Annotated in this window: 13 protein-coding genes; 4 read left to right on the forward strand and 9 right to left on the reverse strand. The window is 72.4% G+C overall.

Translation table 11 applies throughout. From position 1 onward, the window contains the following. Nucleotides 1–35: 35 nt before the first annotated feature. The 3 genes from SACTE_RS15710 to SACTE_RS15720 all read right to left on the reverse strand — a co-directional run bounded on the left by SACTE_RS15710 (nt 36) and on the right by SACTE_RS15720 (nt 2,465). Nucleotides 36–797 (reverse strand): transglycosylase family protein, encoded by a 762-nt coding sequence (locus tag SACTE_RS15710; protein ID WP_014047018.1) that lies wholly within the window; start codon nt 795–797, stop codon nt 36–38. Nucleotides 798–994: 197 nt separating this feature from the next. Beyond that, on the reverse strand, nt 995–1,729 hold the full coding sequence (locus SACTE_RS15715; protein ID WP_014047019.1) for a peptidoglycan recognition protein: 735 nt from the start codon (nt 1,727–1,729) through the stop codon (nt 995–997). Between the two features lie 91 nt (nt 1,730–1,820). Continuing rightward, nucleotides 1,821–2,465, reverse strand: coding sequence for a ScbR family autoregulator-binding transcription factor (locus tag SACTE_RS15720; protein ID WP_014047020.1), 645 nt, complete (start codon nt 2,463–2,465; stop codon nt 1,821–1,823). 103 nt (nt 2,466–2,568) lie between these two features. On the opposite strand from SACTE_RS15720, the gene SACTE_RS15725 reads away from it, so the two are divergent. Beyond that, nucleotides 2,569–3,501, forward strand: coding sequence for a ScbA/BarX family gamma-butyrolactone biosynthesis protein (locus SACTE_RS15725; protein WP_014047021.1), 933 nt, complete (start codon nt 2,569–2,571; stop codon nt 3,499–3,501). On the opposite strand, the gene SACTE_RS15730 is transcribed toward SACTE_RS15725, so the two are convergent. Both SACTE_RS15730 and SACTE_RS15735 read right to left on the reverse strand, forming a co-directional pair. Beyond that, complete coding sequence (locus tag SACTE_RS15730) at nt 3,495–4,256, reverse strand: glucose 1-dehydrogenase (protein ID WP_014047022.1); 762 nt, start codon at nt 4,254–4,256, stop codon at nt 3,495–3,497. The two genes, SACTE_RS15725 and SACTE_RS15730, sit on opposite strands and share 7 nt — an antisense overlap. A gap of 18 nt (nt 4,257–4,274) precedes the next feature. Further along, nucleotides 4,275–4,865: a ScbR family autoregulator-binding transcription factor gene (locus SACTE_RS15735; RefSeq protein ID WP_014047023.1), complete on the reverse strand. Its 591-nt coding sequence runs from the start codon at nt 4,863–4,865 to the stop codon at nt 4,275–4,277. A gap of 203 nt (nt 4,866–5,068) precedes the next feature. On the opposite strand from SACTE_RS15735, the gene SACTE_RS15740 reads away from it, so the two are divergent. Beyond that, nucleotides 5,069–5,977, forward strand: a complete 909-nt coding sequence (locus SACTE_RS15740; RefSeq protein WP_014047024.1) for a zinc-binding dehydrogenase — start codon at nt 5,069–5,071, stop codon at nt 5,975–5,977. Between the two features lie 23 nt (nt 5,978–6,000). On the opposite strand, the gene SACTE_RS15745 is transcribed toward SACTE_RS15740, so the two are convergent. The 3 genes from SACTE_RS15745 to SACTE_RS15755 all read right to left on the reverse strand — a co-directional run bounded on the left by SACTE_RS15745 (nt 6,001) and on the right by SACTE_RS15755 (nt 9,631). Next, nucleotides 6,001–7,500, reverse strand: coding sequence for an alpha/beta hydrolase (locus SACTE_RS15745; RefSeq protein WP_019992528.1), 1,500 nt, complete (start codon nt 7,498–7,500; stop codon nt 6,001–6,003). A 189-nt stretch (nt 7,501–7,689) separates the two neighbouring features. Beyond that, nucleotides 7,690–9,180, reverse strand: a complete 1,491-nt coding sequence (locus tag SACTE_RS15750; protein ID WP_014047026.1) for a DEAD/DEAH box helicase — start codon at nt 9,178–9,180, stop codon at nt 7,690–7,692. Nucleotides 9,181–9,427: 247 nt separating this feature from the next. Beyond that, nucleotides 9,428–9,631 carry a cold-shock protein gene (locus SACTE_RS15755; RefSeq protein WP_014047027.1) on the reverse strand — a complete coding sequence of 68 codons (204 nt, stop codon included), beginning with the start codon at nt 9,629–9,631 and terminating at the stop codon, nt 9,428–9,430. 557 nt (nt 9,632–10,188) lie between these two features. Here SACTE_RS15755 and SACTE_RS15760 point away from each other — a divergent pair. Both SACTE_RS15760 and SACTE_RS15765 read left to right on the forward strand, forming a co-directional pair. Beyond that, a complete protein-coding gene (locus SACTE_RS15760) occupies nt 10,189–10,407 on the forward strand; it encodes a hypothetical protein (protein WP_014047028.1) in 219 nt (72 codons plus the stop codon). Nucleotides 10,408–10,516: 109 nt separating this feature from the next. Continuing rightward, nucleotides 10,517–11,365, forward strand: a complete 849-nt coding sequence (locus SACTE_RS15765) for a GNAT family N-acetyltransferase (RefSeq protein ID WP_014047029.1) — start codon at nt 10,517–10,519, stop codon at nt 11,363–11,365. Between the two features lie 70 nt (nt 11,366–11,435). Here the strand turns inward: SACTE_RS15765 and SACTE_RS15770 are convergent, their stop codons facing one another. After that, the gene (locus tag SACTE_RS15770) at nt 11,436–11,849 is read right to left on the reverse strand and encodes a hypothetical protein (protein ID WP_014047030.1); all 414 of its coding nucleotides are present in this window, start codon (nt 11,847–11,849) and stop codon (nt 11,436–11,438) included. Nucleotides 11,850–11,876: the final 27 nt, after the last annotated feature.

The raw sequence follows: 11,876 nt of genomic DNA on the forward strand, positions 1-11,876 counted from the left end.
CGTCAGCAGTACGGCCCCGGCGGCCGAGGGCGGGGTCAGGCGATCAGGCGGAGACGCTGACCGGGGTAGATGAGGTCCGGGCCCTTGTCCAGCAGGGCGCGGTTCAGCTCGTACAGGGCGTCGGTGCCACCGGGGACCTCGGCGCGCTCGGCGATCACGGACAGGCAGTCGCCCGGCTCGACGACGTGGGTCTCCTTGCCGACGAGGTCGTGCGAGCGGGTGGTCGTGGCGTGGTCCGAGGAGTCGTCGGCGCGGCTGCCGGACGCGCTGCTCGCGGAACCGCTCGCCGGGCTGACGGAGCCGGCCGAGCCGCTGGTGCCGTTCACGCCGCCGCCGGACTGCTTGCCGGGGGCCGCCTGGGTGCCGCTGCCGGAGTTCGACGTGCCGCCGGCTCCGAGCCGTCCGCAGTTCGGCCAGGCTCCCATGCCCTGCGAGCGGGCGACGCGTTCACCGACGGCGATCTGCTGCGAGCGGGTCGCCAGGTCGGCGCGGGGGGCGTACTGCTTGCCGCCGTAGGCCTGCCAGGTCGAGGGTGCGAACTGGAGCCCGCCGTGGTAGCCGTTTCCGGTGTTGATGTCCCAGCGTCCGCCGCTCTCGCACTGGGCGATGCGGTCCCAGTCGGTGCCCGCGGTGACGGTGTGGACGAGGGCGGCGCGGGCCGGGGCCGCCTGGGCGGGCGCTGCCTGGGCGGGGGTGGCGGCGACGCTGCGGCCGGCCAGGCCCAGCACGCTCAGGAGGACGAGCAGAAGAGCGAACACGGCTTCGACGGGCTGCTTGGCGAGGGGTGATGCCGGCATGACGGTATTCCTCCGCTGTGCTCCGAAAGGTGTGCTAGGGCACGAACAGATAAGCCGCCGATATGGTTTTTATGTGGCTTTGACGCGTCCGCAGTGGGCTCTTTCACTCGGGTGGGCGCCTCGGAGCGCGCTCGTCCGAAAGATGTCCGCAGACCGGTGGAAAGGGCGGAGGGGCGCCGCCGAATGACCGGGAACCGCTACTTCCGGGGAACCCGGAGCTTCGCCATCTCCTCGCGTATCGCGGGGAGTCGGGCGTACAGGGCATCGCCGGGGCAGTTGGTCTCGAACGTGTCGCGGTGACCGGACACCACATGGAGGTGGACCGCCTGGCCGCGCTCGTACAGGCTGTCGTCGTTCGTCGACACCATCCGCACGGTGCCCCGCGGGTCGATGCCCTGCCGGAGCTTCCAGGCCCCCACCTTCGCGATCCCGTCGATGAGCGCCTGGGGCACGGGCACCCCGGGGGCGAAGTCCCCGATCGCCGCGACACCGACGCTGTGGGCGTTGAACCCCGTGGTGTGGGCGCCTCGCACGGAACGTCCGATGCCGCCGGCCCGGCCCTCGTAGATGGTCCCGCAGCGGTCGACCACGAAGTTGTACCCGATGTCGTCCCAGCCCTCGCCCCGGACGTGGTCCTCCTCCATGGCCCGGAGCATCCTGGGGACATCGGCGCAGTCGTAGTCGTTGGGGTGGCCGGTGTGGTGCACGAAGACCGCGTTCACCGCGCCCGTGTAGGTGGCGTGCTCCTTGACCAGGTCCTCGTCCGCGTGCCACTGGGCCCGGCTGACGATCGCGGGCCGCGGTGCGCCGCCCACCGTCTCCGGCCGCACGGCGGCCTGGTCGGGCCCGAGGACCTGTACCGGCGCGTCCCGGAACACCAGGAGTGCCAGCGGCACGACCGCGGCGGCCAGGGCTGTTCGGCGAAGCCACATAGGGCCACCCTGACCGCTGACCAGCACCTTCGCAGGGGTGCGCCCGCCGATCGGGTGAAGGGACGGGCGGTCCCGGCGGGGCCCTCCGCGGTCAGGAGGCGGTGGCCACGCGGTTCTCCTCCATGATGCGCTCGGGCCGGTGCGGCGAGGTGTCCAGCCGGGCCAGCACCCCGGGGACCACCGCCGTGGGAAGGATGAGTTCGAAGAGGGCGGAGATCTCGGTCACCAGCTCCGGCGGCTCGGCCATCGACTCCGTCACCAGCTGTACCCCTGTCCAGGCCCCGACGAGGAGCCGGGACGTCGCGATGGGGTCCACGTGCGGGAGGAGCTCACCCCGCTCCTTGGCCTCGACGAGGAGCGTCGCGCCGAGGGAGATCCAGTCGGGCCACCGGGTGCCGAACAGGGAGCGCGCCCGCGGGTCGACGGAGAGGCGTATCGAGGCGCTGAGCATCGGCTCGCGGGGCAGGCGGTAGGCCAGCATCAGCGCTATGTCCACCCACTCCTGCAGTTTCAAGGCCTGCGGGAGGACCCCGTCCGAGGTCACCGCCTCCTCGAGCACCCCGCGCGCCAGTTCCTCCTTGGAGGTGAAGTGGAAGTACAGCGCACCCCGGGTCAGACCGGCCCGCTCCAGGATCGCGGCGATGGTGGCGGCGTCGTACCCGTGTTCGTCGAAAACCTCGGCGGCGGCCTCCAGGAAGATTCTGCGTGTCCGGATCGCCCGTTGCTGCCTTGCCAAACCTGCGCTCCCCTTGATCGTGGTTGTGCGCTTCAAAAAATACCGGTGAACCGGTATCCTACCAGCGCCCTGTCTATCGGTCTGTGTCACGTCCGGGGGGACTGTGTCCGAGGTTCCTGTTTTCCCGCCCGCCCCACACGCCGACGCGAGGGGCGGTGCCGTCGTCCCCAAGGAATACGCCCACCTCAGCCGTGACTCGTCGGTCCTCGTCACCGGCTGGAGCCGCCGCGAAGATGGCGTGTTCTCGCTCACCGTCCGCTGGCCGGCCTCCGACGGGGCCCTGCCCTACGACCCCCGGATACTGACCCAGACCGTCCGCCAGACCGGCCTGGTGATCGCGCACGCCGAGTACGGGGTGCCGCTCACGCACCAGACGCTGCTGCACGCCTTCGACTTCACCGTGGCCCCGGGCCTGCGCGTCTCCGGTGCAGAACCGTCTCTGCTCACCGTCGAGATCACGCTCGCGGAGCCGAAGAGACGCGGGCGTTCCGTCAGTTCGCTCGCCATGGACATCCGCATCTTCCAGGGCGAGGCCATGGTGGCGCGGGCGGACTGCGACTTCGGATGGGTGTCGCCCGCCGCCTACCGTCGGCTCCGCGGTGAACACCCGACGGCCGGCTGGAACACCTGGGAGCTGCCCGCACCGGTCGATCCCGGCACGGTCGGCCGCGCCACCGGTCACGACGTGGTCCTGGCGCCCGGAGACACGGCTCACCGCTGGCGGTTGCGCAACGACGTGCGCAACGTCCTGCTCTACGACCACCCGGTGGACCACGTCCCCGGACTCGTCCTGATGGAGGCGGCGCATCAGGCGGCCAACGCCTTCCTGCATCCCTCCCCCTTCGAGTTGACGGCCTTCGCCAGCAGCTTCGAGCGATACGTCGAGTTCGACCGCCCCTGCTGGATCACGGCCGAGGCGGCCCCCGGCCCCGGCCGGACCACGGTACTGGTCACGGGGACGCAGGACGGTGTTCCGGTGTTCCGGGGCCGGTTGAGCGGTTCACCCACCGGCAGGCACGCGGTGCCGGATCACTGATTGACGAAGCCGCCGTCCACCGGCAGGACCGTACCCGTGAGGAACGGGCAACGGTCGCTGATCAGCCAGGCGGCGGCGGCCGCGACCTCGACGGGGTCGGCCGTGCGGCCCTGCGGGGTCATGCCGTTGACCATCTCCTCCAGACCGGGGTTCCGCCCGAACCAGTCCGCCGTGATTTCGCTGCGCGTTGTCCCGGGAGCGACCGAGTTGACCCGTATGCCCTGCTTCGCGTACTCGTCGGCGGCGGCCCGGGTGAGGCCGATGACCGCGTGCTTGGCCGCGATGTAGGCCGCGGCCGCCGGTATGGCCACCAGGCCTCCCACACTGCTGTTGTTCACGATGGAACCGCCGCCGCCCGCGAGCATGGCGGCTATCTCCGGGCGTATGCAGTTCCAGACGCCCCGCACGTTGGTGTCCATGACGGCGTCGTAGACGTCGTCCCCCATGAGGTGCAGCGGAGTCCGGTCGCCGCCCAGGCCCGCGTTGTTGAACGCCCCGTCGAGGCGCCCGTAGGCGCTGACCGCGAAGTCCACCGCCCGGGCGGCGTCCTCGGCCACCGTGACGTCGCACACGACGTACGCCGCCTCGGCTCCCTTGTCCTTCAATTCGCCGACCAGTGCGGCCAGTCGGTCCTCCCGCCGCGCGGCCAGCACCACCCGCGCGCCTTCCTGCGTGAACACGCGTGCCGCCGCCGCGCCGATACCACTGCTCGCCCCGGTGATGAGGACGACTTTGCCGTTGAGGAGATCACTCATGCGCGCAGTCTCGCAGCGTTATTCGGCCGGGGCCATGGCCGATATGCGCGGGAGCATGAGATTCCAGAACTGGGTGAGCGCGTACTCCGGTGACCACTCGACGTCGAACCGGCCGAGCGCCTGCGCCCCGACCACCGCCGCGGTGACGGCGGACACGGCGTCCTCGATCGGGACGTCGGGCGACAGGGCGGCCTCGTGGCGGGCCCGGGTCAGCGTCGTGCGGACCCAGCTGCGCCAGGTCCGCCACAGCGTGACGTCCCCCATCCATGTGGCGTCCGCGGCGAGGCCGAAGCCGGCCCGCAGCACCACGTCCTCGTCGAGCCGCCGGGCCAGGACGTGCGAGGTGTCCACCAAGTGACGCAGTGGCGCGGGGTGTTCGCGGGGCGGCAGGGCGATGATGTCCCCGAGCGACTGCGCAGCGGACTCCTCGACGGCGGAACCCAGCGCCTGCTTGCTGCTGAAGTGGAAGTGCAGTGCGCCGCTGCTGACCCCCGCGCCACGGCTGATCTCGGTGAGGGAGGAGAGGGCGTAGCCGCTCCGGTCGAAGGCGGTGGCGGCCGACCGGATCAGCTCCTGCCGGGTGCGTACCGCGCGGTCCTGCTTGGCCATACTGCCGCTCCGGTGAGTACGGGAATAAGAGGACTACAGAGGTGTCCGCCCATTTCGTCACACCGGATGGACACTCAGAGTCACCACTCTAACAAACCGGATGGATTGTTTCTTGCGTCTTCCGGAAAATGGCCCGTACACGCTTGCGCCGTACAGAGGCACGGCCCCGGGCTCCCCCGGTGCGGGTCGCGGTACCGTGCGGCATGCTCGCCATCCAGTTCGACCGCTTCGGCGGTCCCGAAGTGCTCCGGCCCGTCGAACTCCCCACGCCCACCGCGGGGGACGGCGAGGTGCTGCTCACCGTGGAGGCCGCCGGGGTGAACTTCGCGGACACCCACCAGGTGGACGGTTCCTACCTGGACGCCTCCGCGTTGCCGTACGTCCCGGGCAGCGAGGTCGTGGGCCGTACGCCCGACGGCCGCCGGGTGCTGGCCCGGGTCTCGCACGGTTACGCGGAGCAGGTGGCCGCCAAGGAGTCCGGGCTGGTGGACGTCCCCGAAGGTCTCGGTGCCGCCGAGGCCCTCGCCCTGCTGATGCAGGGGCTGACGGCGTGGCACCTGCTGCGCACCGCCGCACGGCTGCGCGACGGCGAGACGGTCGTCGTGCACTCCGCGGCGGGCGGTGTGGGCAGCCTCGCCGTGCAGCTGGCGCGGGAGTTCGGGGCGGGCCGGGTGCTCGCCCAGGTGTCCACCCCGGCCAAGGGACGGCTCGCCCTGGACCTCGGCGCGGACGCGGTGGCCCACTACCCGCTGGCCGAGAAGGCGGACGTCGTCCTGGACGCGGTCGGCGGCGAGCTCTTCGACCGGGCACTGGACTCGCTGGCGCCCTTCGGCCGGCTCGTGACGTACGGCAACGCCGCCCGGACCGGCTTCACCCCCGTCGACCCCGCCCGGCTGGGCCGTGTGCCCGCCTCGGTGGTCGGCTTCTGGCTGCGTCCCGCCCTGGCGGCGCCGGGCGGGGTCAGCGGCCCCCTCGGTGAGCTCTTCGGGCTGGTCGCCGCGGGGCGCCTGAAGCCCGTGACCGGGCCCGGTTACCCACTGGCCGAGGCCCGGCGCGCGCATGAGGACCTGCTGGCGCGCCGGACGGTCGGCAAGGTGGTCCTGCGGCCCTGAGACGGCCTGCGGGACGGTGTCCGTCAGTCGGCGCAGTACGTGTCGCGCGCGGGCCGCCGGCCGTCGTTGAGGTAGGCCGTGACGGTCCGGTCACCGCAGGCGCCGCGGCCCGGGACGTAGGCGCCGTGCCCGCCGCGGTCGACCGTGACCATCCGCGCCGTGTCCCCGAGGGAGCGGCGCATCTCCAAGCCGCTGGAGTACGGGGTCGAGGGGTCGCGCAGGTTCTGGATCATCAGGATCCGGGACGCGCCGTCGCCGGTGATCCGGATGGGCTTCCCGGCGGGGTCCTTCCAGAACGCGCAGGGCGTGATGTTCGCCGGCATGCCCGCGGTGAGCGGATGCGCGGCGCGGTCGGCGGCCACCGCGCGGCGGTACCCGCCGACCTGACGCGGCCAGCGCACGTCGTTGCAGATCACCGCCACCAGCAGGGAGGCGTCGGCGTCCGGCAGCGGCCCTGAGAGCTCGGGCGGCAGCACGGGACGCCCCTCGGGGTCCGCGGCCTCCTTGACCAGGGCGGCGAAGTCCGGGAAGGCGCCGTCGTCGTTGAGGGCCGTCTGGAGTGCCTGGCGCAGGGCGTTGCCGGTCAGCGGGATGTCCGAGCCCACGGTCCGGCGCGGTTCCCGGTCCAGCCGCGCGGCGAGGTCGGTGACCACCTTCCGTACGTCCTCGGCGTGTTCGGCGAGCCGCAGGTGCCGGTAGGCGGCCGGCGGGTCGGCGGCCCAGGAGGCGAAGTCCGGGAAGCGGTCGTCCGCGCCCCGCGCCATGTCGGCCAGCCAGCCGTGCTCCAGCCGGTCCGGATCGGGGTCCGCGGTGCTGTCCATGACGAACCGGTCGGTGCGGTCGGGGTGGTGCTGGGCGTAGAGGGCCGCCACGTACGACCCGTACGACGTGCCCCAGGCCGACAGCTTCTTCTCGCCCAGGGCACGGCGCAGGAGGTCCATGTCGCGGACCTGGTTCTCGGAGGTGAAGCTCCGCAGCACCGGGCCCCCGTTGCGGGCGCACGCCTCGGCGATCCGTCGGGAGCGGGCGACGTTCTCCTCGATGCCGCCGTCCGGGGCCGGCCACGACCGCAGGGCGATCAGATGGCGGTCCTCCTCGGCCAGCCCGCACCCGGCCCTGCTGCTCGAGCCGACGCCGCGCGGATCGAAGCCGACGATGTCGTACCGGCCCCGCGTCTCCTCGCGGAGCGCCTCTCCGCGTCCCGTGACGCGCTGCACGCCCGATCCGCCGGGGCCGCCGGGGAGGGCCACCAGCGTCCCGCGACGGGGTGCCGGGCCCTGGGCCCTGAGGCGGGTGACGGCGAGCGTCAGCCGGGGGCCGCCCGGGTCCCGGTAGTCGAGCGGTACGGGCAGCTCCGCGCACTCCTGGCCGGCGGGTCCACCGGGTTGTTCACAGGCTTTCCAGGCGAGGGCGGGGGCCCCGGCGGCGCCCGCCGCCGGGGCGAAGGACACCGCGGTGAGGGCCGATGCGGCGATGGCCAGGGACAGCGTCAGTGCGGCGCGTCTTCGGGTGCAAGTAGTCATGGGACAAGGGTGGTCGGGGCCGTGTCCGTTGCCCATGCGGCGGCCCCGCCGCCTGCGGTGGGGCCAGCCCCAGGAACCGTCCTGAGGCGGGCCGGTCGGCGGTGGTGGCCCGGTCGGCGGCCCGGTCGGCCTTCCGGTCGGCCTTCCGGACCTGATCGGGCCGCGAGACCCCAGGAGCTGCCCCGCCTGTCAGGCCGCCCGGTTCGCCCGGCGCTGGGCGGCCGCGGCGCGGGCCGCGGCGGTCGCCGTGCCGGCGTTGGAGCGGCGACCCTGCGGGGGCTTGCTGCCGCGTCGGCGCTGGGGCCCGGGAGCGCTGCCCTTCGCCGACCGCTCGGTCGACGGCGCGGCGCCCGCCAGGGGGACGCCCGAGGGGGTGCGCGCCCCCGTGATGCGGCTCAGTTCGGCCTCGCCGGAGCGGACCTGGGTGACCTGCGGCCGGACACCGGCCTCCGTCATCAGCCGGGTCAGCTCGCGGCGCTGGTCGGGCAGCACGAGCGTGACGACCTTCCCGGACTCCCCGGCACGTGCGGTACGGCCGGCGCGGTGCAGGTAGTCCTTGGGGTCGGTCGGCGGATCGACGTTGACGACGAGGTCGAGGTCGTCGACGTGGATGCCCCGGGCGGCGACGTTCGTGGCGACCAGCACCGTGAGGTCGCCGGTCCGGAACCGGTCCAGGGTGCGGGTGCGCTGCGGCTGCGACTTCCCGCCGTGCAGCGCGGCCGCCCGGACACCGCTGCCGCGCAGATGGGCGGTGAGCCGGTCCACGGCGTGCTTGGTGTCCAGGAACATGATCACCCGGCCGTCGCGTGCCGCGATCTCGGTGGTCGTGGCGTACTTGTCGGCTCCCTGGACGTGGAGCACGTGGTGCTCCATCGTCGTCACCGTGCCGGCCGCCGGGTCGACGGAGTGGACCACCGGGTCGTGCAGGTAGCGGCGGACCAGCTGGTCCACCTCACGGTCCAGGGTGGCCGAGAACAGCATCCGCTGGCCGTCGGGGCGCACCAGGTCGAGCAGTTCGGTGACCTGGGGCAGGAAGCCCAGGTCGGCCATCTGGTCCGCCTCGTCGAGGACGGTGACGGCGACCCGGTCGAGCCGGCAGTCGCCTCGGCCGACGAGGTCCGCCAGGCGGCCCGGGGTGGCGACGACCACGTCGGCTCCGGCGCGCAGGGCGCTCGCCTGCCGGCCGATGGACATACCGCCGACGACCGTGGCCGTCCGCAGCTTCAGGGACCGCGCGTACGGGGCGAGCGCGTCGGTGACCTGCTGGGCCAGCTCCCGGGTGGGGACGAGGACCAGGGCCAGCGGTCGGCGGGCGTCGGCGCGCCGTCCGGCGGTCCGGGCCAGCAGGGCGAGACCGAAGGCCAGCGTCTTTCCGGAGCCGGTGCGCCCGCGGCCCAGCACGTCACGGCCCACGAGCGCGTTGGGCAGGGTCGCCGCCTGGATCGGGAACGGCTCCGTCACCCCCTCCGCGCCGAGGGTCGCCAGCAGCGGCGCGGGCAGATCCAGATCCGCGAACGCCTCCACGGCGGGCAGCGCCGGGACGACGGATTCCGGAACGGTGAATTCGGCCGTTCCGGTGGGCGTGCCGCGTCCGGTACCGGACACGCGGCCGGCGGGTGATCCACCGGACCCCGTCCGGGTGGAGCGGTCGTTCGTGCGGACTGTGCGATCCCGGTTCACAGAGAACCTTCCCTCGAATGGCACGTGCCGAGGGATTCCTTCCGGGCGGCCGCACCGGTACACGGTGCGCGGCGCCGGGAATCGCCGGATACGGGCCGGTGAAATAAACGCATACGAATGGCAGAGCCCGCCCCGCCGGACGCGCCGTGGTGGACACGGCGCGGCCCTCGGCCGGGCGGGCGGAAAAACGGGCCGGGACCCGCAACCCGAAGGTGCGGGCCCCAGCCGTGTCATACGCCCGATGTGATCAGGCGGGGGTGATGTTCTCCGCCTGCGGGCCCTTCTGACCCTGCGTGACGTCGAAGTTCACCTTCTGGCCTTCCTGCAGCTCGCGGAAGCCCTGGGCGAGGATGTTCGAGTAGTGGGCGAAGACGTCGGCGCCGCCACCCTCCTGCTCGATGAAGCCGAAACCCTTTTCCGAGTTGAACCACTTCACGGTTCCGGTTGCCATATTTTTCTCCTTCGGGGCGTTGCCCGTGGGTCCGCACTGTGCGAGCCCTACGTCGCCGCACATGATTACCCCGACCGGCAGGGACCGGAAATACAAAAGCGCACCCACCCGAGTGAAAAAGGATCGGCGCACCTGAAGTCTTGGGAACCACAACTGCAACTCCGATGAAGAGTAGCACGATTTCCGAAGATCCGAGCCGAAAACCATATCACCCCGGAGTCGCGCCCGCAGACGCCACCCCCGGAAAAGGAAGATCACGTCTGCGGCATTCCGGTAGCGGGAAAACGCCGCCTCCGCCACGGGTGGCCGCGACCACCCCGGCCGTCCCGTCGCGGAGGCCGGTCCCTGCGCGCCCAACACAGCTGACCGGTCGGTCAGTTGTCGCCCGACCTGCCGAAGGGCCATACTGCACGCGTAGCCCTTCGCGCATCCCCCGTCGTGAAGGGCTACATTCATGCGCGGCCGTCGGCAGGTCCCCCGATTGCGCACCCACCCGGAACCCGGTTTCGTGGAGCGAGGGGTCCCGCAGGCACATGCACGTACCGGAGGTACGACAGATGCCCAAGACACCGAAGAACTCAAAGGTCGGCCTGGCTCTGAATCTGGGTGGCAGCGCGCTCGCCATCGTCCGCACGGTCAAGCAGATGCGCCGGGCCAAGGGCACACAGGACAAACTCACCGCCGCCAACACCGTGGCCGGGCTGCTGCCGCTGGTCACCTCGGCCCTGATCGTGCTGCGCCGGCTGCGCGGACGCTCCGCCCAGCCCGGCCACTGATGACCTCGTGAACGTCCTGACCTGGTGACGTCCTGACCTGGTGAACGTCCCTGAACTCACGCACGTCACCGATCTCATGAACGGATGCCGCGCGGGGTAGTGCTGTCCCGTGCCGAACTTCGAGATCTCCACCGCGAGCGCCGACGACATCACCATGCTGGGGGACTGGGCCCATGAGGAGGGCTGGAATCCCGGGCTCACCGACGGGCAGGCGTTCTTCACCGCCGACCCGTGCGGCTTCCTCGTCGGCCGCCTCGACGGCGAGCCGGTGACCTCCGTCTCCGTGGTGCGCTACGGGGACTCCTTCGGGTTCCTCGGCTTCTACCTGACCCGGCCGTCCCTGCGGGGCAGGGGGTACGGACTGCGGACCTGGCACGCGGGGACGGCGCGGCTGGCCGGGCGCACCGTCGGACTCGACGGCGTACCCGCGCAGCAGGACAACTACCGCAGGTCCGGCTTCCGTACGGCCTGGGGGAACGCCCGGTACGAGGGGGTCGCGCCCGCCGGCATCGCTCCGCCCGCCGGGGTCACCCTCACCGATGCCCGGACCCTGCCCTTCGTCCGGCTCGCCGCCTACGACCGGCGCTTCTTCCCCGAGGCCCGGGACAGCTTCCTGGCTCCCTGGATCACCGCGCCCGGCCGCACGGCGCTGGCCGCGTTGCGGGACGGCGAACTCGCCGGGTTCGCCGTGCTGCGCGCCTGCCGCGAGGCCTCCCGCATCGGACCGCTGCACGCCGATTCCCCGGAGGTGGCCGCCGCGCTGGTGAGCGCGCTCGCGGCCGGCGCCCCGGACGTGCCCGTCGCGATCGACGTGCCGGACGTCAACCCGTCCGCCGTCCGTCTCGCCGAACAGCTGGGCCTGACACCGTCGTTCGACACGGCGCGGATGTACACCGGGCCCGTCCCGGAGTTCGACCGGGCGGGCGTCTTCGGCATCACCAGTCTCGAACTCGGCTGACCGCGCGGCGGGAGGGCGCGGGGAAGCCGGGCCGCCGACGCGGCGGGGAGCCTCTGCGGGACGGGGCGGCTCAGCCCGCGCCGACCGCTCCCCGTGCCCGTATGCGTCCGCGCAGCCGCTCCAGCACCCGGGCGCGCAGCAGCTCGTACTCCGCGCGCAGGCGCACGATCTCCGCCGGACGCTCGATCACCACCCCGCCCACGACGTGCTCGTGGGCCCCGAACTGCTCGCGGGTCAGGTCGATCTCGACACCCATGCCCAGGCGGTTCCACCAGTGGTGATCGACGCGCTCACCGTCCACCAGCACCTCGCCGCGTATCAGCTCGCCGCCCAGCAGGTCGTGGACCACCAGGGCGGTGACGCCGCACTGGTCCCGGGCGGGGTTGTCCGGATTCCACCGCGACCGGTACTCGGGCGTGGTGGTGTCCGCGTCCCAACTGCTGCGGACGGCCGCCTCGATGTCGGTGAGGAGCAGAGGTTCCATGGCACCGATGCTCTCACCCGCCACCGA

The sequence above is a fragment of the Streptomyces sp. SirexAA-E genome (assembly GCF_000177195.2).
GTDB lineage: Bacteria > Actinomycetota > Actinomycetes > Streptomycetales > Streptomycetaceae > Streptomyces > Streptomyces flavovirens.

Excerpts from the sequence above, each read along its gene's own strand:
- SACTE_RS15740 (WP_014047024.1), top strand. The coding sequence starts at position 5,069 with ATGCTCGCCATCCAGTTCGACCGCTTCGGCGGTCCCGAAGTGCTCCGG.
- SACTE_RS15715 (WP_014047019.1), bottom strand. The coding sequence starts at position 1,729 with ATGTGGCTTCGCCGAACAGCCCTGGCCGCCGCGGTCGTGCCGCTGGCA.
- SACTE_RS15760 (WP_014047028.1), top strand. The coding sequence starts at position 10,189 with ATGCCCAAGACACCGAAGAACTCAAAGGTCGGCCTGGCTCTGAATCTG.
- SACTE_RS15745 (WP_019992528.1), bottom strand. The coding sequence starts at position 7,500 with ATGACTACTTGCACCCGAAGACGCGCCGCACTGACGCTGTCCCTGGCC.
- SACTE_RS15755 (WP_014047027.1), bottom strand. The coding sequence starts at position 9,631 with ATGGCAACCGGAACCGTGAAGTGGTTCAACTCGGAAAAGGGTTTCGGC.
- SACTE_RS15735 (WP_014047023.1), bottom strand. The coding sequence starts at position 4,865 with ATGGCCAAGCAGGACCGCGCGGTACGCACCCGGCAGGAGCTGATCCGG.
- SACTE_RS15730 (WP_014047022.1), bottom strand. The coding sequence starts at position 4,256 with ATGAGTGATCTCCTCAACGGCAAAGTCGTCCTCATCACCGGGGCGAGC.
- SACTE_RS15770 (WP_014047030.1), bottom strand. The coding sequence starts at position 11,849 with ATGGAACCTCTGCTCCTCACCGACATCGAGGCGGCCGTCCGCAGCAGT.
- SACTE_RS15710 (WP_014047018.1), bottom strand. The coding sequence starts at position 797 with ATGCCGGCATCACCCCTCGCCAAGCAGCCCGTCGAAGCCGTGTTCGCT.